The organism is Streptomyces sp. NPDC025651 (assembly GCF_055558735.1).
This window is the reverse complement of the sequence record NZ_JBVHLZ010000001.1, coordinates 188484-212673: the sequence shown is the minus strand read 5'-3', so window position 1 is coordinate 212673 and position 24190 is coordinate 188484. Positions and strand designations below refer to the sequence as shown.

The following is a 24190-nucleotide window of genomic DNA, read 5'->3' as shown; positions in this document are numbered from 1 at the left end:
GCAAGGACATCACTAAAGAGCCTCCCGCCGCGATCAGAGTCCATAGGCTGGCCTGACACGATCACCGCAAGTCAATCTCGCGTGCGGTGACTTCACGGGGAGGAACTAGGCGTGACTGAAGCGGTGGGCTCCAGCGAGGCTGTGTCTGGGCTGTACGAGCAGCTGATAGCTCTGCGGCTCGAGGACCAGTTGAAGGAACTTGACGGGGACGGTTTGCCTACCATCGATGACTGGACCGGATTCGAACCGACACCCCACGCCATCGCATGGCGCGTTGCCGAGGCCATACGCGGCACGCTGCAACAGCTACCCGAGGCCGACCGGGTGCGCATGGCAAACAGCATCCTGGAGTCAGTGGGAACTCTGGCTGGAGCCCTTGAGTGGGTCCATCGCGTAGCTGCTGAACGTGGCATAACCGCCTTCCCTCACCAGAAGGACATGCTGGAGCGCCTAGCAGTCGAGCGCTCAGTTCGTGACCGTCACCGCAATCTCCTGGTTGCTGCGACGGGAACAGGCAAGACCGTGATGGCCGCCCTTGACTACCAACGACTGTGCCTCGAAGCCGGGCGCAGCCTGCGGCTCCTCTTCGTCGCGCACCGCAAGGAGATTCTGGATCAGTCGCTGCAGACGTACCAGCGTGTACTGAATGACGCGAAGTTCGGCGAGTCTTTCCATAGCGGCGAGATCCCCCAAGACTGGACGCATGTCTTCGCGAGCGTCCAGTCACTTAACTCCCGCGTACTGGAGAGACTCTCCCCAGAGCACTTCGACGTCATCGTCATCGATGAGTTCCATCACGGTACATCCCCCACCTACCTGAAGATCATCGACCACTTCGCGCCGACAGAGCTTCTCGGCCTGACTGCGACCCCCGAGCGCATGGACGGAAAGAACATTCAGGATGAGTTCTTTGACGGTCACATCGCAGCCGAGATGCGCCTATGGGAGGCGCTAGAAAACGACCTCCTCAGCCCCTTCCGCTATTTCGGAATCAGCGACGACACCGATCTGAGCGCCGTGGAGTGGAAGCGTGGCACATACGACACAGCTTCCCTTAGCGACGCTTTCACTGGGAATGAGGAACGGGCAAAACTCATCATAGAGGCAGTCAAGGAGAAGATCGCCTCTCCAGAGTCCATGCGTGCACTCGGATTCTGCGTCTCCGTCGCACATGCTCGCTTTATGGCTCACTACTTTCAAGAGTGTGGATTCAAGGCCATCGCGCTCTCGGGTGAGAGCCAGCGCGAAGATCGCAAGCAATCCCTCGCAGATCTCAAGTCCGGGAAGATCCAAGTGATCTTCTCTGTCGACCTATTCAATGAGGGACTCGACATCCCAGATGTAGACACGCTGCTCCTCCTCCGACCTACCGCAAGCGCCACCCTCTTTTTGCAGCAACTCGGGCGGGGGCTGCGCCGCACGGAGCAGAAGGAGTTTCTGACGGTCCTCGACTTCATTGGGCAGCACCGCAAAGAATTCCACTTCGAGAATCAGTTCAGAGCGCTGACTAACCTCACAAGGAAGCGTCTACTGGACAACCTGGAACACGATTTTCCATCACTTCCCTCATCCTGCCAGATCACCTTGGAAGCCAAGGCAAAGCAAGCCATCATCAAGAACATCAAGGAGCAGCTCAACGTCAACTCTGCTGCCCTAGCTCGCGAGGTTAGGGAATACGCTGAGCCTCGCCTCTCCGCTTACCTGGAGGAGAGCGGGCGAGAGATCAAGGAAATCTACCGTGGAGGCAACGGCAACTCGTGGACCAGCCTTCTCCGTCGAGCAAAAATGCTTACGGAAGCGGCTCCCAACGGAGAGCTGGGTCTGCTGAAGCGCATCCCGTCTTTCCTGCACGTAGACGATCGCGATCGCATCGAGGCTTACCAGCGACTTCTAGCGGAGGACGCCCCTGCCTACGACACCTTGAGTCCGCTCGAGCAGGGCTTCGCCCGCATGCTGTTCTTCAACTTCTGGGACAAGGCCGGCGGTTACTCGTCCTACCAGGAGGGCCTGGCATCACTGAAGGAGCAGAAGGCCGTCCGTGACGAGCTCCGCCAGGTCCTCGATCACTGCCTGGCCCACACAGATCACTATCCGATCCGATTGGAAGGACCGCACAGCGGCCTCCCCTTGAACATCCACAGCTCCTACAACCGCTCGGAGATCCTCGCAGCCCTCGGCGTAGCCCGCTTGGGTGGCCAGATGCCCGGGTCGTTCGCGCAAGGGGTGGTGGAAGCCAAGGAGTTCAACACCGACGCCCTCCTCATCACTCTCGAAAAGGACGACAAGGACTTCACCCCCACCATCCGGTACAAGGACTACGCGATGAGTCCGACACTGTTCCACTGGGAGTCGCAGAACGCCACGGATGAGAACTCCGCCACCGGTCGCCGCTACCGCGAGCACTCCCAACTTGGCAGCCACGTCTTGCTCTTCGTGCGCCGCTACAAGAACACAGACATCGGTGGCGCCGAGCCGTGGATGCTCCTGGGTCCCGCGCACTACGTCTCCCACGAGGGCAGCAAGCCAATGGCGATCACTTGGCGTCTTGAGCACGAGGTGCCAGCCGATGTATGGACGTACTCGTCGATCACAAAGGCCTAGGGACTGCTCTCTACTTCTCAGTTTCGAAAGAAGGTAGGCGATCAGCCCAAGCGCCGCGGCCTCAACCGTGGCCACACCCAAGCGCTCAGCTCTATGACCGTTGAGGGGCAGCGAGACCCGTTGCCAGCTCGCACCACACCACCTTGAAATCCTCTCGGAGGATGACACCCCAACGGCGCTCGGTGACTACGTCGATGAGCTGTATGCCGCGCCCGGATTCCGCATCGCCTGTGGCAGCAAGGAGGGTGGGCAATGCTCGCGGGTCAGGGTCGCGCATTTCGATGCGCAGGTACGCGCCTCGCATGGAGACCGCGAGGGTAGCGGGTGTACCAATACCCACGTGCTTGATGACATTTGCGGTCAGTTCTGTGACGCAAGTCTGAGCAGAATCCACCAGTTCCGGCAGACCCCACACAGCGAGATGGATCTTCAACGCTCTTCGCAGGCCCGCCACTTCGCTTGGCTCTGCCTCGAAGGGCAGATCCCATGGCTTCCGCCCGACACAGTCACTTGTGTGGATCATCATCGCCTACCTCCCGCACCCATCCGTGCGCTGCGTAACTAGCGATCACTCCCAGTAAGAGCGTTGCAGTGACCATCCCGCCGTGCAACATGCACGAAGAGATTCCCCTGATGGGGTGATTGGAAGTTGCCGCCGCTTCCGATGGGATGGAACTTCCGCTACAGAGACAGGAGTTGACATGGCAGGCTCCCCTACTGCGCGCCGTCGCCGACTAGCGATCGAACTCAAGAAGCTCCGCGAGGAGCACGGCTTCACCTGCAGCCGAGTCGGCAAGGAGCTGGACTGGAGCAGCTCCAAGGTCAACCGCATGGAGACGGGACAAGGGCGCGTCCAACCATCCGACGTAGAGGCCCTCTGCCGCTTCTACGGAACATCGGACGAGCTACGCAACCTACTCAAGTCCTTGGCGAAGGAATCCAAGACGAAGGGGTGGTGGCACGCCCACGGAAACGCCGTCCCCTCCTGGTTTTCGGTGTACGTCGGCCTAGAGCAGGCCGCGTCCAGCCTGCGCAGCTATCACGGGGAGTTCATTCCCGGCCTACTCCAAACACCGGGCTATGCAACGGAGTTGAGTCGCTCTTGGGTCGACCACACGGCCGATGAGATTCAGCGGATGGTCGACGTGCGGATGCGACGCCAGGATCTGCTGGTGGGCGACTGCCCTCCTGATCTGTGGACAGTCGTACACCAGAGCACGCTCATGCACATCGTCGGAAATCGGCAGGTCATGGCCGGCCAGCTCGAACGTATGCTGGAACTGGCGAAGTTGGGGAACGTAACGGTCCAGGTCTTGCCGCTTGACGCGGGCGCCTACCCGACGACTGGATCATTCACCATCCTCGGCTTCCCGGAGCAGGAGGATCCAGACATGGTGTATCGGGAAGGACTGACGGACTCTGTCTATCTCGAAGACCCCAAGGACGTGAACCTCTACTCGAAGGCCTTCGACCACCTCAGAGCGTTGGCCCTCAGCCCGCAGCGCTCGACCTTGCTGATCAAGAGAGTCCTGGAGGAGCACTCCCGATGACCTTGCCCCCAGCCTTCCAGTGGCGGAAGAGTAGTTACAGCAACGGCATGGGCGGGGAGTGCATTGAGGTTGCCTGGTTCCCTGCCGACATCGCCGTGAGAGACTCCAAGTCGCCGACGGAGGCCTGGATCACCGTTGGGACGCGCGCGTGGGGGAGCTTCATACGCGCTGTGCGCGATGAGTCTCCCAACAGCGAGCCGCTCAGCTAGCGACCGTAAAGCGACTCTTAGGTGTCTCCCTGATCCGAGCCGCGGACGACCTCCCCGGCACGCTCCAGGAATCGGGCGCGAAGATCAGCCACACTTTGGATTTCCCGCTCCCAATGCCCCCACCGCGAGTCCAGCTGCCCAGCGGTCTGAGGCACTCCACGCTGCGCATCGATGAGAGCCTGTGCAGCCTCAGCCGTCTTCGCCCTGAGCAGCTGAGCCAGATCCACCACCTCCTCCGGTCCCCACAGGGCCAGTTGGTTGAGGCAGGGCTGCATAGCCAATATGCGAGTACCGAGCTCGGTGCGGGATTCCGTCGAAAGAACTCCGCCTCCACGTATCCCGGCAGCTGCACGCCGCAGCGAGTCCTCCACCAACGAGTGCGCGTCGAGTAGCTTCGCGTAGACCTGCTGGCGCTGACCACGCACCCACTGGAGCTGACCGGTAACAGCTTGCCCTTCAACCTGTAGTTGAGCGGCCTCGACGGTCTTCTCTCCGCCGATGCGGGCGCCTCGGAGCCCAGCCATCGCGCCGATGAAGGCGCCTACAACAGCTCCCACCGTTCCGGAAACCCCAGCAATAACCCCAGCGAGCCCTTGGTCCATGAGCCCATCATCCCTCGACGCACGCGTGCACCTCAAAGAGCCTCCCTGACCGTGCAATTGCCCCCTCTTGCTTCACCGTTGGCCCAGGCCGACTAGCCTCTCTGGCATGACAACCTCTTCCCCCTCGTTCAAGCCTGGCGATGTTCGCATACGTGCGGAGATCCGTGAGGAACTAGGCGGAAGCCCCCAAGGTGGGATATGCCCGTCAAGGGAGAAAGGGACCGTAGTTCTCTACTCCGACATCAGCGCTGGCGAGAAGTACGGGTACCGGGACGGGTGGCTGCGCGAAGAAGACCGATTCGGCCCCATCTTTGAGTACACGGGTGCGGGCACACAGGGCGATCAATCCTTCGAAGGTACCCGCGGGTCAGGCAACTCAGCGATTGCCCAGCATGCGGTTGACGGACGCATACTCCACCTATTCATCGCCGCAGGAAAAGTACCCGGCACAGGAATCAGAACACACCGCTATATCGGGGCTTTTGGAGTTGACGAAGGTAGACCTTATGTCGTGCGGAGGGCCCTCGACGAGGATCAGAAAGAGCGCGATGTCATCGTTTTCCGCTTACGGCCAATCGGCGAATTCTACCGATCAGAAGCGGACGTAATTCCGCCAGCCCAGGAAACTAGGGTAACTTTCGTCCAAGCTAAGCCAAAAAGCCGCCTGAGGGCGCTTAGGCGACGGAGGTCAGTTGACGAGCGGAGCGCGTCTGCGGCCACTGTTGCCGCGCAAACACGAGAAGACTTGACCGCATCCTACGCAGCCGTACTTGACGGTGAGCAACACACCGTGGTCCGTGTCGAAGTACGAGCAAGAGGATTAGAAGACACCCTGGTTGCCGATCTTTTCGACCAAACCCAGAACACCATTTTCGAACCTTCGGGAAGCTCCTCACGCCAGGCAACCAAGGATGCTTTCATGCAGCTCCTAGAGATCAGTCGATACATGGAGTCCACCGGCAACAGGCCGCTACGCCGCATGGTTCTCCTACCTGGATTACCCAGCGAGGATATATGCGAGCTCCTCACGGATCATGACGTTGGCATTATCTACCGAGACGAAGCGGGAGAGTTCACAGAATTCCGGAGCTCAAGACGCACTCCCACCCCGCCCAGAAACTCGAACTTTCCATGTGCTGAGTGTCCAGCCCTCGCTAGTTGAAGCGGTCCGCCAGATAGGGCGAAGCCCCTGGAGTTGTGAGCGAACCCGACGCTCTGCCCTTCCCCGTCGAGCCCAAGCTCTGGTCCCAGTGCCAGGCGGCCCAACACCCCGCGTTAGCCTCACCCCAAGGACATCAAGGACGTACCACCGAGAGGCGGACCAATCATGGCGAGGATTCCGGCGGCCGCAGTGGCCGCGAGTGGGCTCATCGGCGGCTACGCCACCGCCCGCTTCACCAAGAAGCGGCCCCTCGGCGGAGTCGTGCTCGCCGCCGCCGGGGCCGCCGCCGGGCAGCAGTGGCGGCAGGCCGCCGGTGGCAGGACCGCCGCCGCGCTCGGGGCCGCCTACGTCGCCGGGTTCGCCGGCTCGCATCCCCTCGCCAAGAAGGTCGGCGCCTGGCCCGCCGTCCTCGGGGTCGCGGGGGCCGTCGCCGCCGCCTCGTACGTGCTCGTCGACCGGCGGCAGCCGTAAGGCGTCACTCTCCGGGCGAGCCCACGTGGCTCAGTACGTTCACCACCCTGCCCCGCGGGTCCCGTACGAAGAAGCGGCGTACGCCCCACTCCTCGTCCCGCAGGGGCAGCACGATCTCCGCGCCCGCGGCGCACGCCTGCTCGTACACCGCCTCCACGTCCGTCACCTCCACACTGAGGTCCGGGACCACCGGAGCCGTCGCGTCGTGCGTGAAGAAGCTGATCTGCGCCGTGGGGTTGGCGGGGGACGCGAGAGTCGTGATCCAGCCCTGGCTCATGACCTCGCGGAAGCCCAGTAGTTCGTAGAACTCGCGGTGCCGGGCGAGGTCCGCGTCGGTCTCCGAATCCAGCTGTACGTTCGGCACGATCCTGCGGATGGTCATCGGCTGCTCCCCATATTCCCTGCGTCAACAGTCCTGGGCCGCCCCAGTATCCCCACGCTCCCCGAACCTCGCCGCCAACGCCCCCACCACCAGCACCCCCGCACCCATCAGCAGCGCGAAGAACGCCCACGCCAGCTGCCACGCGTCCGCGTCCGGTGCGGGGTGGGTGTCGAAGGAGAGGAACATCAGCGTCGACGGCGGGGCCGCCGTCACCAGGAGCGTCCACACCGGGCGGTCCCTGAGGCCGAAGTAGGCCGACAGCAGCACCAGGGCCAGCACGAACGTCGTCAGGCCCAGCACCGTCACCGGTGACGTCTCGTTGATCGCGCCCGGCGTCCCTGGGCGGTTGCGCAGGTCCCAGGGCAGGCACACCACGTACGCGGTCGCCGCCAGCGCCGCGCCCAGCAGACGGGTCGCGTACCTCGGCAGCGGCCGGCTCTTCGGGAGAGGAGTCAGCAGCGTATTCATAGGCATGCGTACGACCGTGCCTTCCCGGGCCGCGGGCCCGACAGAGTATGCGTACCTAAGTACGCCCCGCACGCCCCGTTTCTCACTTCGTACGCCCCCCTAGACCTTGTCAGGCCTCGTCAGACCTCGTCAGCCCCCCGCCCCCTGGCTTCGTCGGCCCTCCTCACCCCTCCTCTCCCGCCGCCTCCCCACGTACTCCCCTGAACGTCACCCGATACGCCCCCGGCGACACCCCCACCCCCGCCACGAAGTGCTGCCTCAGCGACGCCCCCGTCCCGAAGCCCGCCTCCGTCGCCACCCGGTCCACCGTGTGGTCCGTGGATTCCAGGAGTTCGCGCGCGCGGTCCACCCTGCGCTGCGTGAGCCACTGCATCGGCGTCAGGCCCGTCTCCTCCCGGAAGCGGCGGCTGAAGGTGCGGACACTCATCGAGGCACGGGACGCCATCTCCGTCAGCGTCAGCGGCTCATGAAGGTGCCGAAGCGCCCACGCCCTCGCCGCCCCCGTCGACGTCAACCCCGGCTCCGCCAGCGGCCGTTGGATGTACTGCGCCTGGCCGCCCTCCCGGTGCGGCGGCACCACCGTGCGGCGTGCCACGTCCGCCGCCACGCCCGCGCCGTGGTCCCCGCGGATCATGTGCAGACGCAGGTCCACCCCGGCCGCCTCCCCCGCCGAGGTCAGCACCCGTCCCTCGTCGACGTAGAGCACGTCCGGGTCCACCGTCACCGCGGGGAACCTGCGCGCGAAGGCGTCCGCCGACAGCCAGTGCGTCGTCGCCCTGCGGCCGTCCAGCAGGCCCGCCGCCGCCAGCACGAACGCCCCCGTGCAGATGGACGCCAGCCGCCGCGTCGCCCGCGCCGCCTCCATCGCCCCGGCCAGCGGCGCCGGCAGGCCGCCGGGGCCCAACGCCTCGTCCTCCTCGTGCGACGCCGGGACGATCACCGTGTCCGCCCACTCCAGCGCCTCGGGGCCGTGCGGCGCCCCCACCGGGAAGTCCGCGTCCGTGCGGATCATGCCCGGGCCCGTCACCGCGCACGTCCGCACCTCGTACAGCCGCTCCCCGGAGGGCGACCTCGCGCCGCCGAACAGCTGGTGCACCAGGCCCAGTTCCATCGGCAGCACGCCGTCCCGCACGAGGACCGCCACCTTCCGCCTCGCCGTCGCCCTCGCAGTCGCCGTCATGGCCAGATCCTTGCACACCCTGGCCATCTGGCCACTGATCCCGAAGCCCCTCCCTGACCCAGCCTCGTACCCATGAAGAACAACAGCGCCCTCCGCCCCTGGACCGTCGTCTGTGCCGCCGCCCTCGCCATCGTCACCGCCGGCGCCTTCAGCACCCTCTCCGGGCTCCTCGTCGGGCCGCTCCACCGCGACCTGGGGTGGTCCCGGTCCGCCGTCGGGCTCGGGACGCTGGTGAGCATGGTGGTGTACGGGGCGACGGCGCCGTTCGCCGCGGCGCTGATGGACCGCTTCGGGATGCGCCGGGTCGCCGTCGGCGCGCTCGGGCTCGTCGGCTGCGGGGCCGGGCTCGCCGCCACCGCCATGACCGAGCCCTGGCAGTTCGTCCTGTACTGGGGGGTCTTCGTCGGGCTCGGGACCGGGGCCACCGCCATGGCCTTCGCCGCCACCGTCACGGAGCGGTGGTTCGTGGCGCGGCGCGGGCTCGTGACGGGGCTGCTGACCGCCGCGAGCGTGGTCGGGCAGTTCGTGTTCCTGCCGGTGCTCTCCGCCGTCATCGAGCGGTACGAGTGGCGGGTCGCCGCCCTGGCCCTCGCCGCCGCGGCCGCTGCCGCCGCCCCCGCGGTGTGGCTCGCGCTGCGCGACCACCCCGCGGATGTGGGTCAACGCGCTTACGGTGCGGACCAGTTCACACCCCGCCCCGCGCCCCGCAAGGGGGCTGCACCACGCGCCCTGCGCGTCCTCGGCCGCTCCGTGCGCACCGGCCCCTTCTGGCTGCTCGCCGGGACCTTCGCCGTCTGCGGGGCCTCGACCAACGGCGTCATGTGGACGCACTTCGCGCCCGCCGCGCACGACCACGGGATGCCGGTGACCGTCGCCGCCTCGCTGCTCGCGCTGATCGGCGTCTTCAACGTGGCGGGGACCGTCACCTCGGGGTGGCTGACCGACCGGCGCGACCCGCGGCGGCTGCTCGCCGTGTACTACGCGGTGCGGGGGCTGAGCCTGCTCGTGCTTCCGCTGCTGTTCACGGCGACCGTGCGGCCGCCGCTCGTCGTCTTCGTCGTCGTCTTCGGGCTGCTCGACGTGGCCACGGTGCCGCCGACCCTGGCGCTCTGCCGCGAGCACCACGGCCCCGACGCGGCGATCGTCTTCGGCTGGATCAACGCCGCCCATCAGGTGGGCGCCGGGGCCCTCGCCTTCCTGGGCGGCGCGGCGCGGGACGCCTTCGGGTCGTACGACATGGTGTGGGTGACGGCGGGGGCGCTGTGCGCCATGGCCGCACTCCTCGCGCTGACGCTGCGGTCACCCGCCCGGGCCCAGGAGCTCACCCTCACTTGACCGTCGCCGCCGACAACGGCATGGCGATGTCCTCCAACGACCTCCGCTCCGCCCGCACCGCCAGCGCCGCCGCGACGAGCCCCGCCGCGCACATCAGACCCGCGCCGATCCGGAAGGCGAGCACCGTGTCGCCGACGACGCCCGACTCGGTCAGGTCGGCGAAGATCAGCGGGCCGCTGATGCCGCCTGCCGCCGTGCCCACCGCGTAGAAGAAGGCGATGGCCATGGCCCTGGTCTCCATCGGGAAGATCTCCGACACCGTCAGATACGCGCTGCTCGCCCCCGCCGACGCGAAGAACAGGACCACGCACCAGCAGGCCGTCAGCGTCGTCGCGGTCAGCGAGCCGCGGCCGAACAGCCAGGCCGTGCCGAAGAGCAGAAGGCCGGAGAGCAGATACGTCGAGGAGATCATGATCCGGCGGCCGACCGTGTCGAAGAGCTTGCCGAGGAAGAGCGGGCCGAGGAAGTTGCCCGCGGCGATGACGGCGAAGTAGTAGCCCGTGCTGCCGGACGGGACGTCGAAGAACGTGGTCAGGATGGCGCCGAAGCCGAAGGTGATCGCGTTGTAGAGGAACGCCTGGCCGATGAAGAGGGACAGGCCGAGCACGGCCCGCCGCGGGTAGACCGTGAAGACGGTGCGGGCGATGGTGACGAAGCCGATCGACTTGCGCTGATGGATGGTGATCTCCCCGTGCGGGGGCGGCAGTTCACGGTTCTTGCCGGACCGCTCGCGCTCGGCCCGCACCTCGTCCTCGGCCTCGTCGACCAGCCGCTCCGCCTCCTCGCCCTTGCCGTGGATGAACAGCCACCGCGGACTCTCCGGGACGTTGCGGCGTACGAGGAGGATGACCAGGCCGAGGACGACGCCGAGGCCGAAGGTGAGCCGCCACCCCACGTCGGCCGCGAAGAGGTCGGTGTCCAGCGCGACGACCGAGAGCAGCGAGCCGCCGATCGCGCCCAGCCAGAAGCTGCCGTTGATGATCAGGTCGACGCGGCCGCGGTACGTGGACGGGATGAGTTCGTCGATGGCCGAGTTGATGGCCGCGTACTCCCCGCCGATGCCGAAGCCCGTCAGGAAGCGGAAGACGAAGAACCACCAGGACTCGAAGGAGAGGGCGGTCAGCGCGGTCGCCGCCAGATAGACGGCGAGCGTCACCATGAACAGCTTCTTGCGGCCGAAGAGGTCGGTGAGCCGCCCGAAGAACAGCGCCCCGGAGCACGCCCCCGCCACGTACAGCGCCGCCGCGGCGCCCGTGACCTGCGCCGACGAGATGGCGAGGCCGCTGCCCTCCTCCGAGAGGCGCCCGGCGATGTTCCCCACGACGGTGACTTCGAGGCCGTCCAGGATCCACACCGTGCCGAGGCCGACCACGATCGTCCAGTGCCACCGGGACCAGGGCAGCCGGTCGAGGCGGGCGGGCACGGCCGTGGTGACGGCGCTGTCGCCGCCGGGGGCGGCCGGGGCGTGCGGCATGGGACCTCCCGGGGCTCCCGCCCCGGGTCCCCCGAACCGCCGGGACTACGCCCCCAGCAGCTTCGACACCGTATAGATCGCGAGCCCCGCCAGGGAGCCCACCACCGTGCCGTTGATCCGGATGAACTGCAGGTCGCGGCCGATGTGGGCCTCGATCTTCTTCGAGGTGTGCTCGGCGTCCCACCCGGCGACCGTGTCCGTGATGAGCGAGGTGATCTCGTCGCGGTACGTCGTGACCACGTAGACCGCGGCGCCCTCGACCCAGCCGTCGACCTTCTGCTGGAGCCGTCCGTCCGTCGCCATCCGCGCGCCGAGCGAGAGCAGCGAGGCCCGCACGCGAAGGCGCAGCTCGCTGCGCTCGTCCTCGGCGGCGGCCACGATCATCTGACGGACCGCCGACCAGGCGGAGGCGATCAGGTCCTGCACCTCGCCGCGCCCGAGGACCTCGCGCTTGAGGCGCTCCACGCGCTCCCGCGTGTCCGAGTCGGACTGCAGGTCGGCGGCGAAGTCGGCGAGGAAGCGGTCGACGGCGCCGCGCGCGGGGTGCCCGGGCATGTCCCGCATCTCGGTGACGAAGCGGAGCAACTCCTTGTAGACCCGCTCGCCGACCCGCTTGTCGACGAACCGCGGGGTCCAGCCGGGCGCGCCGCCCTGCACCGCGTCCATCACCGAGTCGGCGTGCTCGACGAGCCAGTCGTGGGCGCGTACGCAGACCAGGTCCACGACCCGCTTGTGGCCGCCGTCCGCGACGACCTTCTCCAGCATCTTGCCGATGCCGGGGGCGATCTCCTGGGCGTCGGCGCGGCGCGTGATGGCCTCGCCGACGACCGCCTGCACGTCCGAGTCGCGCAGGACGGTGAGGGCGCCGCGCAGGGCCGTGGCGAGTTCGGCGGTGACGCGGTCGGCGTGCGCGGGCTCGGCGAGCCAGGCGCCGAGGCGCCCGCCGATGCCCACGGCGTGCAGCCTGCCTCGTACGACATCGGCGGAGAGGAAGTTCTCCCCCACGAAGTCGCCGAGGGAGGCGCCCAGTTGGTCCTTCTTGTTCGGGATGATCGCCGTGTGCGGGATGGGGATGCCCAGCGGGTGGCGGAAGAGCGCCGTGACGGCGAACCAGTCGGCGAGCGCGCCGACCATGCCCGCCTCGGCGGCCGCGGCGACGTACCCCGCCCAGGCGCCGGCGCCGGAGTGCTGCGCCCACTTCGCCAGGACGTAGACGAGCGCGACGAAGACGAGCAGTCCCGTCGCCGTGATCTTCATGCGGCGCACCCCGCGCCGCTTCTCCTCGTCGGCTGCGCTGTAGGTGAAGCCGCCGGGGGTCACGCGCGCCGCCGGGCCGCCGCCCCCTGCGCCATTGGTGGAACCCGGTGCTCCGAACGGGGCGCCGCTTGAAGAGCGAACTTCGTGGGCATGCTGCCCACGGTCCCCCTTGTCCGGTTCAGTCGCTTCCTCCGCGTTTGTGCGTTCCACTCACTCCACCCGGCCCGTTCGCCTCGTCCTCGTCCGCGCGGTTCCCCGCGCCCTGTGTCCTGATTGTCCCCATGCCCGTGTGTCATGCGCCCCTTCCTGACCGACTCCTGGAACGGACGACAAGTTCCCGGCGTCTGAAAGGACGGAGGGGGGCAGTGTCGGCCGCCTCACGGCCCATGACGCATCATGGGGTGATCACACCGGAGCCTCGGAGCTCCCCCTGCCCGAGGAGAAAGAGCCCGCATGACCAAGCGTCACGGTTATGCCCTTCTCGCCGCGGTCCTCGCCGTAATAGTGGTGATTTCCGCCGCCATATACCTCGGTGTCTCAGGCGCCGACGACGGCTCCAGGGACACGGTCAACGCGGGTCCCCGGGGTCCCCGCAACTCCGCCGCGCCGGCCTCCTCGGGCACCTGGGTCGGCTCCTGGTCCGCCTCGCCCGCCGGCTCCGAACCGGGCACGGCGCGGAAGGGATTCGCGGGTCGCTCCATCCGCAACGTCGTGCACACCAGCGTCGGCGGCACCAGCGCCCGCATCACCCTCTCCAACCTGTACGGGACGACGCCGCTCAGCATCACGCACGCCTCGATCGCGCTGGCCACCGCGACGAACGACCCGGCCGCCGCGCCCGGCTCCCTGCGCCGCCTCACCTTCAACGGCAACACCTCGGTGGTGATCCCGCCGGGCTCCCAGGTGATGAGCGACGCGGCCCGCCTGCGCGTCCCGCACGACGCGGACCTGCTGGTCACCACGTACTCGCCGACGCCGTCGGGACCGGTCACCTACCACCCGCACGCGCGCCAGATCAGCTACGTCGCCGAGGGCGACCGCACGGAGGACCAGAGCGGCGACGCGTACACCGAGCAGAGCCCGTTCTGGCGCTACCTCTCCGCGGTGGACGTGCTCAGCAACGAGACCAACGGCACCGTGGTCGTCTTCGGCGACTCCATCACCGACGGCATCTCGTCCACGATGGGCGCCAACCGCCGCTGGACGGACGTCCTGGCCGACCGGCTGCGCGACGAGTCGGGCGCGCCCCGCTACGGCGTCGTGAACCAGGGCATCAGCGGCAACCGCATCCTCTCCGACGGGCGCGGCAGCCCCGCCGCCAACCCGTCCGGGCTCTCCCGCTTCGACCGCGACGTCCTGGACCGCACCGGCGTCAAGGCCGTCGTCATCGCCCTCGGCGTCAACGACATCCTGCGCAACCCGCACCAGAACGACCCCGACCGCATCGTCGAGGGCCTGCGCGAGCTGACCCGCCAGGCGCACACGCGCGGTCTGCGCGTGGTCGGCGCGACGCTGATGCCGTTCGGCGGCCACCGCGGGTACGAGCCCGCCCTGGAGGCGGTCCGCCAGTCGGTGAACGAGCAGATCCGCTCCGGCGGCGTCTTCGACGAGTACGTCGACTTCGACAAGGCGCTGCGGGACCCGTACGACCCGCGCAAGCTGCGGTCGCTCTATGACTCGGGGGATCATCTGCACCCCTCCGACGCGGGTTACCGCCGCATGGCGGAGGCGTTCGACCTCGCGCACCTGAAGGGTTCGGCCGCGGCCGAGCTGTAGGGCCTTCGTTCGTCTGCGGGTCGGTGGGGGCTTGTCGCGCAGCTCCCCGCGCCCCTGAAGGGGCACGACCCGGCGGCGCCCCTGAAAGGGGCGCGGGGAACTGCGCGCTCAGCCACGGACGCCCCGCAGCCAACCCACAAATTCAGTCCCGCTGCTGACGCCGTTCCAGCTTCGCCTGGCGCCGCTCCTCCTTCAGGCGCAACTTCTCCATTCTGCGGATCTTGCGCTCGACACCGACCCCGCCCATCAGGGCGAAGCCCTTGACCACCACGCGCGGCGAGCCCGGCGTGCCCTCGCCGGTCGCCTGGTCGTCGAAGCCGCCCATGATGCCGAAGCCCTTGACCACGACGTTCATCTCCGGCGGCACGGTGACATGGATGCCGCCCATGATCGTGTAGCAGCGGATCTCGACGTCGGTCGACGCGAAGTTCGCCTCGCGCAGGTCGATGTCGCCGCCGCCCCACATCGCGAAGGCGGTGAACACCCGCCCGATCGTCCAGCCGCCCTTGCGGCCGAAGCCGCTCCAGATGGCGAAGCCGCCGGTCGAGGTGGGCGGGGTGTCCACCATCCGCCTGTTCCAGTCGATGGCGGCGGGGTCGTCGCTCACCGGGTGCTTCACCATGTCGATGCGGGCGCCGTGCGACGGCAGGTCGCGGGTGATCGGCTCCAACTCGCCGTACGTACGCGCCTTGTACGTCGCGTCGAGGCGCTCCTCGAACTCCGTCATGTCCAGGCGGCCCTCGGCCAGCGCGTCCCGGAGCTGTTCGGCGACCTTTTCGCGGTCGGCGTCGGAGGCCCGCAGTTCGGGGAGTTCTTCGCTCATGAGGTGCAGCCTACGAGGTCGACTTGTCCGCGTACATCTTGGCGATGACCGCTTCGATGTCCGGCTCCCTGACCGAGAGATCGACCATCGGATACCGCTCCGCGATCCGCGCGACGAGCGGAGCGGCCGACTCCGCCGCCGGGAAGGCGAGCCACTGCCGCGGGCCCGCCACCCTCACCACGCGCGCCGACTCGACCTCGATGGGCGGAAGTTCGCGTTCCAGGTCCACCACCAGGGTGCGCTCGCTCTCGCCCACCTCGTGCAGCCCGGCGAGTGCGCCGTCGTACATCAACCGCCCGTGGTCGATGACCATCACGCGCTTGCAGAGCTGCTCGATGTCGGTCAGGTCGTGCGTGGTCAGCAGGACCGTCGTGCCCGAATCGGCGTTCAGGTCCCGCAGGAAGCCACGGACCTTCGCCTTGCTGATGACGTCGAGGCCGATCGTCGGCTCGTCCAGGTACAGCACCTCCGGGTCGTGCAGGAGCGCCGCCGCGATGTCGCCGCGCATCCGCTGGCCGAGCGAGAGCTGGCGCACCGGAACGTCCAACAGCTCGCCCAGTTCGAGGAGTTCGACGCACCGGTCGAGGTTCTCCGCGAAGCGCTTGTCCGGGATCCGGTACATGCGGTGCATCAGGCGGTACGAGTCGATCAGCGGCAGGTCCCACCAGAGCGTCGTGCGCTGGCCGAAGACGACGCCGATGCGCCGGGCCAGTCTCGTCCGCTCCCGCGAAGGATCGATGCCCGCGACCCGCAGCCGCCCGCCGCTCGGCGTCAGGATCCCCGTCAGCATCTTGATCGTCGTCGACTTGCCCGCGCCGTTGGGCCCGATGTAGCCGACCATCTCGCCGCGCGGCACGGTGAAGGAGATCCCGTCGACGGCCCGCACCTCGTGCCGCTCCCGCCGCAGGAAGCCGGTCTTCTTGCGTACGTCGAAGACCTTCTCCACGCCGTCGAGCTCGATGAGGTCTGTTTCCACGGCAGTTCAGCTCCCTGTGCTGCGGTACGAACGAAGCCCCGCGCGCCAGGCGAGACCGGCGAGGGCGAGCATGCAGACGGCCACCAGCGGCGGCAGGAAGGCCACCCAGGTCGGCAGGTCCAGCGGGTAGGGCCGCCCCAACACGTACAGTGCGGGCACCCAGTTGACGAAGGCGAGCGGCAGGACGAAGGTGACGCCGCGCACCAGCTCCTTGGCGAAGACGGTCGGCGGGTACTGCAGCAGGGTCGTGCCGCCGTACGTGAAGGCGTTCTGCACCTCGGCCGCGTCCTGCGCCACGAACTGGAAGGCCCCGCCCGCCACGAACACCGAGGCGAAGACGGCCGCGCCGCAGACCAGCATCAGCGGCACCATCAGGACCTTCACCGGGGTCCAGTCGACGTCGAGGACCACGAGCGCGTACACCAGGACGAGCGCGCCCTGGGTGACGCGCCCGATCCTGTGCAGCCCGAAGCGGTCCCCCGCGACCTGCGCGATGACCGGGGCGGGCCGCACCAGGAGCGTGTCCAGCGTGCCGTCGCGCACGCGCCTGCCCAGGCGGTCCATGGACCCGATGGCGAGGTCCGCGAAGCCGAACGCGGTGCACGAGACGCCGTACAGGAACGCGATCTCGGACAGCGAGTAGCCGCCGAGCCGGTCCACCTGGGAGAACATCAGCAGGATCGCCACGAAGTCGAAGGCGGTCACCGCGAAGTTGCCGAGCGCGGTCATCGCGAAAGAGACGCGGTAGGCCATGAGGGAGCGGATCCACATGGCGGAGATCAGCCGGTAGGCGCGCAGCCCGTCCCTGACCTGGGTCAGCCCGTTCCGGACCGGGGTCGGGTCAGCCACCCTGGACCACCACCCGTCGCGTGGCGACCGTCTGGAGCAGCCGCCCGGCCGTCAGGAGCGCCGCCGCCCAGCCGACCTGGAAGGCGTACGTGCGCAGCAGGTCGACGCCCGTGTGCTTGCCGAGGAACACGTCGACGGGCACCTGGAGCGTCGCGGACCACGGCAGCGCGCGGGCGAACTCGCCGAGGGCGCCGGGGAAGACGTTCAGCGGGAGCAGCATCCCGGAGAAGAAGGTGCCCGCGAGCATCGCGATCTGGCTGGTGCCCGCGCCGTCCATCAGCCAGAACGCGGAGAGCGCGACCAGGAAGCGGATGGCGTAGCTGACCAGGACGCCGAGCAGCACGGCGAGCAGGAACGCCGCCCAGCGCAGCACGTCCCCGGGCAGCGCGAGGTCGAAGACGAGGGCGCCGAAGGCCATCGGCACCACGCCGCGGCCCAGCAGCTGGAACGCGGCCCGTCCCAGGTCGGTCGCCAGCCACCAGGCCTGCAGGTCGGCGGGGCGGTACAGGTCGATGGCGATGTCGCCGGTGCGGATCCGCTCGATCAGCTCGTTCTCGACGCCGCCGCCCATCAGCGCCATGACGGTGAGCAGCCCCTGCCCCAGCCACACATAGGTGAGCGCCTGCGACTGGTCGTACCCGCCGAGGCCGGGGCGCTCGTCCCAGAGGGCGATGTAGGTGTACGCGAGAATCAGGCCGAAGACGGTGTTGGTGAACACCCCGGCCGCGGTCGCCACCCGGTACGTGGCGTATCTGCGGAAGCCTCCCTCGGCGACGGCCGCGTACAAACGGAACCGTCCTGCACGCACGAGCATCCCTTTCACAGTGAGCTTCGTCCCGAATCGGGCCAAAGCGCTGGAGCCTAGTGCGATCGGGGTCGCTCGTGCCAGGCATTTTCGGCGCGAGGGCGCGTGCCTGGTCACGAACGCGTGTGACTGCGGTGTGCAATGGGGGTTGCAATGGGTTTACGAGGCGTACTGGACGTACGACGCTAACCGGGAGTTCCGCAAGACATGAGCGACGAGCCGCAGCAGCAGGGTCCTGCCGGGCACCAGGGCTGGGCGCCGAGGGAGCCGCAGGACACGCCCGCCGGCACCCCGAAGGACCCGGCCGACGGCACGGCGGAGGGCACGGCGGAGGCGGCCGCGGACGGCAAGAAGGCGAAGAAGCCCAAGCGGCCCAAGCGCAAGGGCTGGCGGCGGATCTTCCCGACCTGGCGCATGGTCCTCGGCGGTTTCATCCTGCTGATCCTGCTCGGCGCGGGCGCGTTCATGGCGGGCTACATGCTGGTCGACATCCCGCCGGCGAACGCCGCGGCGACCAAGCAGAGCAACGTCTACCTGTACGCCGACGGGACCGAGATCGCCCGTGACGGCAAGGTCAACCGCGAGAACGTCCCGCTCAAGCAGGTCCCGCTGACCGTCCAGCACGCCGTGCTCGCCGCCGAGGACCGCGACTTCTACAGCGAGTCCGCGGTCGACCCGAAGGCGATGATCCGCGCGGCCTGGAACACCGTCACCGGCAAGGGCAAGCAGTCCGGCTCCACGATCACCCAGCAGTACGTGAAGAACTACTACCTGGGCCAGGAGCAGACGGTCACCCGAAAGGTGAAGGAGTTCTTCATCTCGATCAAGCTGGACCGCGAGGTGAGCAAGGACGACATCCTCGCGGGCTATCTGAACACCAGCTACTTCGGCCGCAACGCGTACGGCGTCCAGGCCGCCGCCCAGGCGTACTACGGCGAGGACGTCGAGGACCTCACCACCGCCCAGGGCGCCTACCTCGCGACCCTGCTCAACTCCCCCAACGCGTACGACGTCGCCACCCACCCCGAGAACAAGCCGCGCGCGGCGGGCCGCTGGAACTACGTCCTGGACGGCATGGTCAAGGAGGGCTGGCTCAGCAAGTCCGAGCGGGCGAAGACGAAGTTCCCGATGCCCGACGAGGCCAAGGGCGCGGCGGGCCTGTCCGGGCAGCGCGGCTATGTCGTCAAGGCCGTCGAGGACTACCTCACCACCAACAAGATCATCGACGAGGAGACGCTGGCCAAGGGCGGCTACCGCATCACCACGACCCTCCAGAAGGACCGTCAGGACGCCTTCAAGAAGGCCGTCGACGAGCAGGTGATGTCCAAGGTCGACAAGGACGCCCGCAAGGTGGACCGCAACGTCCGCGCGGGCGGCGCCTCCATCGACCCGGCCACCGGCAAGGTCGTCGCGATGTACGGCGGCATCGACTACACCAAGCAGTACGTCAACAACGCGACGCGGCGCGACTACCAAGTCGGGTCGACCTTCAAGCCGTTCGTGTTCACCTCCGCGGTGGAGAACGGCTCGGTCACCCAGGACGGCCGCACGATCACCCCGAACACCGTCTACGACGGCACCAACAAGCGCCCCGTGCAGGGCTGGAGCGGCGGCACGTACGCCCCCGAGAACGAGGACCAGGTCTCCTACGGCGACATCACCGTCCGCGAGGCCACCGACAAGTCCGTGAACTCGGTGTACGCGCAGATGGCCGTCGACGTCGGCTCCGACAAGGTCAAGGACACCGCGATCGCCCTCGGCGTCCCCTCGACCACACCCGACCTCACCGCGTCCCCCTCGATCGCGCTCGGCCCGTCCACCGCGAGCGTCCTGGACATGACCGAGGCCTACGCGACGCTCGCCAACCACGGCAAGCACGGCACGTACACGATCGTCGAGAAGATCACCAAGAACGGCGAGGAGGTCGAGCTGCCGGGCAAGGACACCAAGCAGGCCGTGTCCCGCGAGGCCGCCGACACCACCACCTCGATCCTGCAGAGCGTCGTCCAGGGCGGCACCGGCACGGCGGCGCAGGGCGCGGGACGCCCGGCCGCGGGCAAGACCGGCACCGCCGAGAACGACACGGCGGCCTGGTTCGCGGGCTACACGCCCGAGCTCGCCACCGTCGTCGCCGTGATGGGCCAGGACCCGGACACCGGCGCGCACACCCCGCTGTACGGCGCGCTCGGCGAGACCCGCATCAACGGCGGCGCCTACCCGGCGCGGGTCTGGGCGCAGTTCACCAAGGCCGCCCTGGAGGGCAAGCCGGTCAAGGACTTCGAGCTGGAGCTGGAGCAGGGCGCGGACGTCCCGGTCGTGCCCGACCCGACCACGGGCGGCACCCAGGAGCCGGAGACCGGCGGCACGACGGACGGCGGCGCCACCACGGGCGGCCAGGACACCGGCGGCGCGGCGACGGGCGGCCAGGACGACGGCGGGGCGACGACCGGGGGCCAGGACGACGGAGGCCAGACGGGCGGCCAGAACGGCGGGCAGAACGGGGGCCAGACGGGCGGTCAGGACACCGGCGGCACCACGGACGGCGGCACGACGGACGGCGGGGCGGCGAACGGGGGCCCCGCCACCGGAGGCGCCGCGCAAGGCGGCCAGACGGGCGGCGGCGCGGACGTCGGAGGCGGCGGGGACGACGGAGGGGCACTGGGCGGCCTGACGGACGGCTAGGGGGCGCGCCCCGAAGGGGCGCGGGGAACTGCGCGACCGGCCACGACGGACCCGCAGTTCCCCAGCAGCCTCAGTGCCCCGAGGTCGCCTTGAGCCCCACCACGGCGACCAGCAACAAACACACGAAGAAGATCCTCGCAGCGGTAACGGGCTCACCAAGAACGACCATGCCCAACACCGCCGCACCGGCGGCACCGATGCCGACCCACACCCCGTAAGCCGTGCCGATGGGCAACGTCTTGGCCGCATGCGAGAGCAGCATCATGCTCGCGACGATGCCCGCGCCCGTGAACACGCTGGGCCACAGCCGGGTGAACCCGTCGGTGTACTTCATCCCGATCGACCAGCCCACCTCGAGCAGACCGGCGACGATCAACAGAACCCAGGCCATGACGGCACCTCCGACAACGTGAAACGCGGAATCAACGGGGTGCGTCGTCTTTGCGAAAGCCCGGTACGGCGCGTCTCGTCGGGGTCCCTCAAAGGTAGCAAAGGGCAAGCGAAAGGGGCTGGTGACGATGGTCACCAGCCCCTTGCGCACCTACGGCTGTCTACAGATACAGGCCCGTCGAGTCCTCGGAGCCCTCGAACCGGTCGGCGGCCACGGCGTGCAGATCGCGCTCCCGCATCAGGACGTACGCCACGCCCCGGACCTCGACCTCGGCGCGGTCCTCGGGGTCGTACAGGACCCGGTCGCCGGGCTCGACCGTGCGGACGTTCTGCCCGACGGCGACCACCTCGGCCCAGGCGAGCCGCCGGCCCACGGCCGCGGTCGCGGGGATCAGGATGCCGCCGCCGGAGCGCCGCTCGCCCTCGCTGGTGTCCTGCCGCACGAGCACGCGGTCGTGGAGCATGCGGATCGGCAGCTTGTCGTCGTGGTGGGTCTTCTCGCTCACGCCCCGAACCTACCTGTCCCGACGGGGCCTGTGGGCTCCCGGGTCGGCTCTTGTGGCACGCGACGTCAGCGGTCCCTGCGCCGCGAGCTCACCACGAGCAGCCCGACGAGGCCCACGGCCACCAGGGCGACCGGGACGATCCGCTCGATACGGGGCGAACCGTCCTCCGAGACCAGCTGTCCCCTGACGTCCGACACGAAGCGGTTCGCCCCGACGTACGCCCGGCCGAGGGAGTTGTCGACGCTCGCGACGACCTTCGCCTTCGCGTCGCCGACGATCGTCTTCGGGTGGACCCGCACCCCGATCTCGTCGAGGGTCTCGGCCAGCTGGTCGCGCCGGCGCTTGATGTCCGCCTCGATCTGCGCAGGGGTCCTGGCATCCGCATCCGACACCGCGCTGCCTCCGTGGTCGTATCGGTCGATCCGAGGATCTGTGAACGTGTGCCCCACAGTCTGTCAGCTTCACGGTCACCGCACCCCACGGCACCCCTATTACGCTCGACTCCGTCACCACCCCGTTCGCGGTACACCCACCGCGAAGCACCAGCGAAGCACCCTGCGAGGAGACCGAAGATGAGCGAGCGACTGCAGCCCGGCGACACCGCACCCGCCTTCACCCTGCCCGACGCCGACGGCAAGGACGTCTCGCTGGCCGACCACAAGGGCCGCAAGGTCATCGTCTACTTCTACCCGGCCGCCCTCACGCCCGGCTGCACCAAGCAGGCCTGCGACTTCACGGACAACCTCGACGTCCTCGCCGCCGCCGGGTACGACGTCATCGGAGTCTCCCCGGACAAGCCGGAGAAGCTCGCGAAGTTCCGCGAGAAGGAGAACCTCAAGGTCACGCTGGTCGGCGACCCCTCCAAGGAGACCCTGGAGGCGTACGGCGCCTTCGGCGAGAAGAAGCTCTACGGCAAGACGGTGACCGGTGTGATCCGCTCGACCGTGGTGGTCGACGAGCAGGGCAAGGTCGAGCACGCCTTCTACAACGTGAAGGCGACCGGCCACGTGGCCAAGATCATCCGGGACCTCGGCGTCTGAACCGACCGCGGTACCGCTGAGCTGTGACAAAGCCCCCCTCACGGGGGGCTTTCGTTTGCGTGGGCGATGTTGGAGCAAGTGATCTCAAGGGGGCATGTCCGAAGAACGAAAGGAACTACTCCATGGCGGCCCACGAAGAGATCGAGGCCGATACCGAGGCGGTCAAGCGCCACCGCGCCCTGTTCCGGGCCGTGAAACGCCGCAGGAACCCGCCCTTGCGCCGGACCGACATCACGGTCACGGACGAGGCCGCGGTCAAGCGGGCGGTCAAGGCGGCCTCGCTCGGCAACGCCATGGAATGGTTCGACTTCGGCATCTACAGCTATCTGGCGGTCACGATCGGCCATGTGTTCTTCCCGTCCGGGAACGACACGGCGCAGCTGATCTCCTCCTTCGCGACCTTCGCGGTGTCCTTCCTGGTGCGGCCCATCGGCGGCATGGTCTTCGGTCCGATGGGCGACAAGATCGGCCGCAAGAAGGTCCTCGCGCTGACGATGATCATGATGGCGATCGGCACGCTGGCCATCGGCCTGATCCCGTCGTACGCCTCGATCGGCTTCTGGGCGCCCGTCCTGCTGATCCTCTTCCGCCTGGTCCAGGGCTTCTCGACGGGCGGCGAGTACGGCGGCGCGTCCACCTTCATCGCCGAGTACGCCCCCGACAAGCGGCGCGGCTACTTCGGCAGCTTCCTGGAGCTCGGCACGCTGGCCGGTTACACGGGCGCGGCGGGACTCGTCCTCGTCCTGAACACCGCGCTCGGCTCCGACGCCATGGAGTCCTGGGGCTGGCGCATCCCGTTCCTCGTCGCGGGCCCGCTCGGCCTGGTCGGCCTCTATCTGCGGCTGAAGCTCGACGAGACCCCGGCCTTCCAGAAGATGGAGGACGCGACCTTCCACTCGGCGACCGAGGGCGCCTCCACCGTGGAGACGACGGCGAAGGGCGACCTGGCGAAGATCTTCCGCCAGTACTGGCCCACGCTGATCCTGTGCATCGCGCTGGTCGGCGCGTACAACATCACGGACTACATGCTCCTGTCGTACATGCCGACGTACCTCTCGGACGAGCTCGGCTACGACGACTCGCACGGCCTGCTGATCCTGATCGGCACCATGATCGTCCTGATGCTGATCATCAATCAGGTGGGCAGGCTCTCGGACCGCTTCGGCCGCAAGCCCCTCCTGATGACGGGCATGGTGAGCTTCCTGGTCCTCTCCATCCCCTCCTTCCTCCTGATCAAGCAGGGCAGCCTGCTCGCGGTCTCCGCGGGCATGCTGCTCCTCGGCCTCTCCCTGGTCTGCCTGCTCGGCACGATGTCGGCGACGCTCCCGGCCCTCTTCCCCACCTCGGTCCGCTACGGCTCCCTGTCGGTCGGCTACAACCTCTCCGCCTCCCTCTTCGGCGGCACGGCCCCGCTGGTGATCACCTCCCTGATCAGCCTCACGGGGACGGACATGATCCCGGCCTACTACTCGATGGCGGCGGCGGTCGTCGGCGTGATCGCGGTGGCCTGCATGAAGGAAACGGCCCAGAAGCCGCTGGCGGGCTCGCCGCCCTCGGTGGAGACGAAGGAGGAGGCGGCGGAGCTGGTGGAAGCACAGACTCCGGCTCCACGCTTCTGAGCCGTCCCCCCGGTGAGCTGCCGACGCGCCAAC

The 24190-nt window shown here is 68.1% G+C and carries 22 protein-coding genes, 1 tRNA gene, 1 pseudogene and 1 riboswitch; of the genes and pseudogenes, 10 read left to right on the top strand and 14 right to left on the bottom strand.

The features are described 5' to 3' along the window. Window positions 1–231: 231 nt before the first annotated feature. A tRNA-Arg gene (locus tag ACZ4D5_RS00905) sits at window positions 232–312 on the bottom strand. On the opposite strand from ACZ4D5_RS00905, the pseudogene ACZ4D5_RS00900 reads away from it, so the two are divergent. After that, a pseudogene (locus ACZ4D5_RS00900) lies at window positions 310–2601 on the top strand (DUF3427 domain-containing protein); the annotation flags it as partial. The gene ACZ4D5_RS00905 and the pseudogene ACZ4D5_RS00900 sit on opposite strands and share 3 nt — an antisense overlap. A gap of 91 nt (window positions 2602–2692) precedes the next feature. Here ACZ4D5_RS00900 and ACZ4D5_RS00895 read toward each other — a convergent pair. Beyond that, entirely contained in the window at window positions 2693–3127 is a 435-nt protein-coding gene (locus tag ACZ4D5_RS00895; protein ID WP_467770177.1) for an ATP-binding protein, read from the bottom strand. Window positions 3128–3302: 175 nt separating this feature from the next. On the opposite strand from ACZ4D5_RS00895, the gene ACZ4D5_RS00890 reads away from it, so the two are divergent. The 4 genes from ACZ4D5_RS00890 (at window position 3303) to ACZ4D5_RS00875 (ending at window position 6595) form a co-directional block, all read left to right on the top strand. After that, window positions 3303–4151 (top strand): helix-turn-helix domain-containing protein, encoded by an 849-nt coding sequence (locus ACZ4D5_RS00890; RefSeq protein ID WP_467770176.1) that lies wholly within the window; start codon window positions 3303–3305, stop codon window positions 4149–4151. Continuing rightward, window positions 4148–4360 (top strand): DUF397 domain-containing protein, encoded by a 213-nt coding sequence (locus ACZ4D5_RS00885; protein WP_467770175.1) that lies wholly within the window; start codon window positions 4148–4150, stop codon window positions 4358–4360. Before ACZ4D5_RS00890 ends, ACZ4D5_RS00885 begins: the two co-directional genes overlap by 4 nt. Before the next feature lie 708 nt (window positions 4361–5068). Continuing rightward, entirely contained in the window at window positions 5069–6124 is a 1056-nt protein-coding gene (locus tag ACZ4D5_RS00880; RefSeq protein ID WP_467770174.1) for an SRA domain-containing endonuclease, read from the top strand. 165 nt (window positions 6125–6289) lie between these two features. Further along, window positions 6290–6595, top strand: a complete 306-nt coding sequence (locus ACZ4D5_RS00875) for a hypothetical protein (protein ID WP_467770173.1) — start codon at window positions 6290–6292, stop codon at window positions 6593–6595. Between the two features lie 4 nt (window positions 6596–6599). On the opposite strand, the gene ACZ4D5_RS00870 is transcribed toward ACZ4D5_RS00875, so the two are convergent. From ACZ4D5_RS00870 to ACZ4D5_RS00860, 3 genes are all read right to left on the bottom strand, one after another. Beyond that, window positions 6600–6977, bottom strand: a complete 378-nt coding sequence (locus ACZ4D5_RS00870) for a VOC family protein (RefSeq protein WP_467770172.1) — start codon at window positions 6975–6977, stop codon at window positions 6600–6602. 24 nt (window positions 6978–7001) lie between these two features. Then, complete coding sequence (locus tag ACZ4D5_RS00865; protein ID WP_467770171.1) at window positions 7002–7451, bottom strand: hypothetical protein; 450 nt, start codon at window positions 7449–7451, stop codon at window positions 7002–7004. A 157-nt stretch (window positions 7452–7608) separates the two neighbouring features. After that, window positions 7609–8625, bottom strand: coding sequence for a GlxA family transcriptional regulator (locus tag ACZ4D5_RS00860; RefSeq protein WP_467770170.1), 1017 nt, complete (start codon window positions 8623–8625; stop codon window positions 7609–7611). Between the two features lie 72 nt (window positions 8626–8697). On the opposite strand from ACZ4D5_RS00860, the gene ACZ4D5_RS00855 reads away from it, so the two are divergent. Beyond that, a complete protein-coding gene (locus ACZ4D5_RS00855) occupies window positions 8698–9960 on the top strand; it encodes an MFS transporter (protein ID WP_467770169.1) in 1263 nt (420 codons plus the stop codon). Here ACZ4D5_RS00855 and ACZ4D5_RS00850 read toward each other — a convergent pair. Together ACZ4D5_RS00850 and ACZ4D5_RS00845 are read right to left on the bottom strand one after the other, a co-directional pair. Beyond that, window positions 9953–11434, bottom strand: coding sequence for an MFS transporter (locus tag ACZ4D5_RS00850; RefSeq protein WP_467770168.1), 1482 nt, complete (start codon window positions 11432–11434; stop codon window positions 9953–9955). The genes ACZ4D5_RS00855 and ACZ4D5_RS00850 overlap by 8 nt on opposite strands. A 45-nt stretch (window positions 11435–11479) precedes the next feature. Beyond that, window positions 11480–12901 (bottom strand): DUF445 domain-containing protein, encoded by a 1422-nt coding sequence (locus ACZ4D5_RS00845; protein WP_467770167.1) that lies wholly within the window; start codon window positions 12899–12901, stop codon window positions 11480–11482. A gap of 243 nt (window positions 12902–13144) precedes the next feature. Here ACZ4D5_RS00845 and ACZ4D5_RS00840 point away from each other — a divergent pair, with 243 nt between their 5' ends. Then, on the top strand, window positions 13145–14467 hold the full coding sequence (locus ACZ4D5_RS00840) for an SGNH/GDSL hydrolase family protein (protein ID WP_467770166.1): 1323 nt from the start codon (window positions 13145–13147) through the stop codon (window positions 14465–14467). A 142-nt stretch (window positions 14468–14609) separates the two neighbouring features. On the opposite strand, the gene ACZ4D5_RS00835 is transcribed toward ACZ4D5_RS00840, so the two are convergent. From ACZ4D5_RS00835 to ACZ4D5_RS00820, 4 genes are read right to left on the bottom strand one after another with little or no spacing between them, the layout of a single operon-like run. Continuing rightward, on the bottom strand, window positions 14610–15290 hold the full coding sequence (locus ACZ4D5_RS00835) for a DUF1707 SHOCT-like domain-containing protein (RefSeq protein WP_467770165.1): 681 nt from the start codon (window positions 15288–15290) through the stop codon (window positions 14610–14612). A gap of 10 nt (window positions 15291–15300) precedes the next feature. Further along, window positions 15301–16266, bottom strand: a complete 966-nt coding sequence (locus tag ACZ4D5_RS00830; RefSeq protein ID WP_467770164.1) for an ABC transporter ATP-binding protein — start codon at window positions 16264–16266, stop codon at window positions 15301–15303. 6 nt (window positions 16267–16272) lie between these two features. Further along, the gene (locus ACZ4D5_RS00825; protein WP_467770163.1) at window positions 16273–17115 is read right to left on the bottom strand and encodes an ABC transporter permease; all 843 of its coding nucleotides are present in this window, start codon (window positions 17113–17115) and stop codon (window positions 16273–16275) included. Continuing rightward, entirely contained in the window at window positions 17108–17929 is an 822-nt protein-coding gene (locus ACZ4D5_RS00820) for an ABC transporter permease (RefSeq protein WP_467770162.1), read from the bottom strand. Before ACZ4D5_RS00820 ends, ACZ4D5_RS00825 begins: the two co-directional genes overlap by 8 nt. Before the next feature lie 198 nt (window positions 17930–18127). On the opposite strand from ACZ4D5_RS00820, the gene ACZ4D5_RS00815 reads away from it, so the two are divergent. Then, the gene (locus ACZ4D5_RS00815; protein ID WP_467770161.1) at window positions 18128–20602 is read left to right on the top strand and encodes a transglycosylase domain-containing protein; all 2475 of its coding nucleotides are present in this window, start codon (window positions 18128–18130) and stop codon (window positions 20600–20602) included. Window positions 20603–20672: 70 nt separating this feature from the next. Here the strand turns inward: ACZ4D5_RS00815 and ACZ4D5_RS00810 are convergent, their stop codons facing one another. From ACZ4D5_RS00810 to ACZ4D5_RS00800, 3 genes are all read right to left on the bottom strand, one after another. Further along, window positions 20673–20993 (bottom strand): DMT family transporter, encoded by a 321-nt coding sequence (locus tag ACZ4D5_RS00810; protein ID WP_467770160.1) that lies wholly within the window; start codon window positions 20991–20993, stop codon window positions 20673–20675. Window positions 20994–21031: 38 nt separating this feature from the next. After that, window positions 21032–21103, bottom strand: a riboswitch (guanidine-III (ykkC-III) riboswitch). 50 nt (window positions 21104–21153) lie between these two features. Beyond that, window positions 21154–21498, bottom strand: a complete 345-nt coding sequence (locus ACZ4D5_RS00805; protein WP_030793504.1) for a GroES family chaperonin — start codon at window positions 21496–21498, stop codon at window positions 21154–21156. A gap of 65 nt (window positions 21499–21563) precedes the next feature. Next, the gene (locus ACZ4D5_RS00800; RefSeq protein ID WP_467770159.1) at window positions 21564–21890 is read right to left on the bottom strand and encodes a DUF3618 domain-containing protein; all 327 of its coding nucleotides are present in this window, start codon (window positions 21888–21890) and stop codon (window positions 21564–21566) included. A 180-nt stretch (window positions 21891–22070) separates the two neighbouring features. Here ACZ4D5_RS00800 and bcp point away from each other — a divergent pair, with 180 nt between their 5' ends. Both bcp and proP read left to right on the top strand, forming a co-directional pair. Then, window positions 22071–22538 (top strand): thioredoxin-dependent thiol peroxidase, encoded by a 468-nt coding sequence (gene bcp / locus ACZ4D5_RS00795; protein WP_467770158.1) that lies wholly within the window; start codon window positions 22071–22073, stop codon window positions 22536–22538. A 122-nt stretch (window positions 22539–22660) separates the two neighbouring features. Then, entirely contained in the window at window positions 22661–24157 is a 1497-nt protein-coding gene (gene proP, locus ACZ4D5_RS00790; RefSeq protein ID WP_467770157.1) for a glycine betaine/L-proline transporter ProP, read from the top strand. Window positions 24158–24190 lie beyond the last annotated feature (33 nt).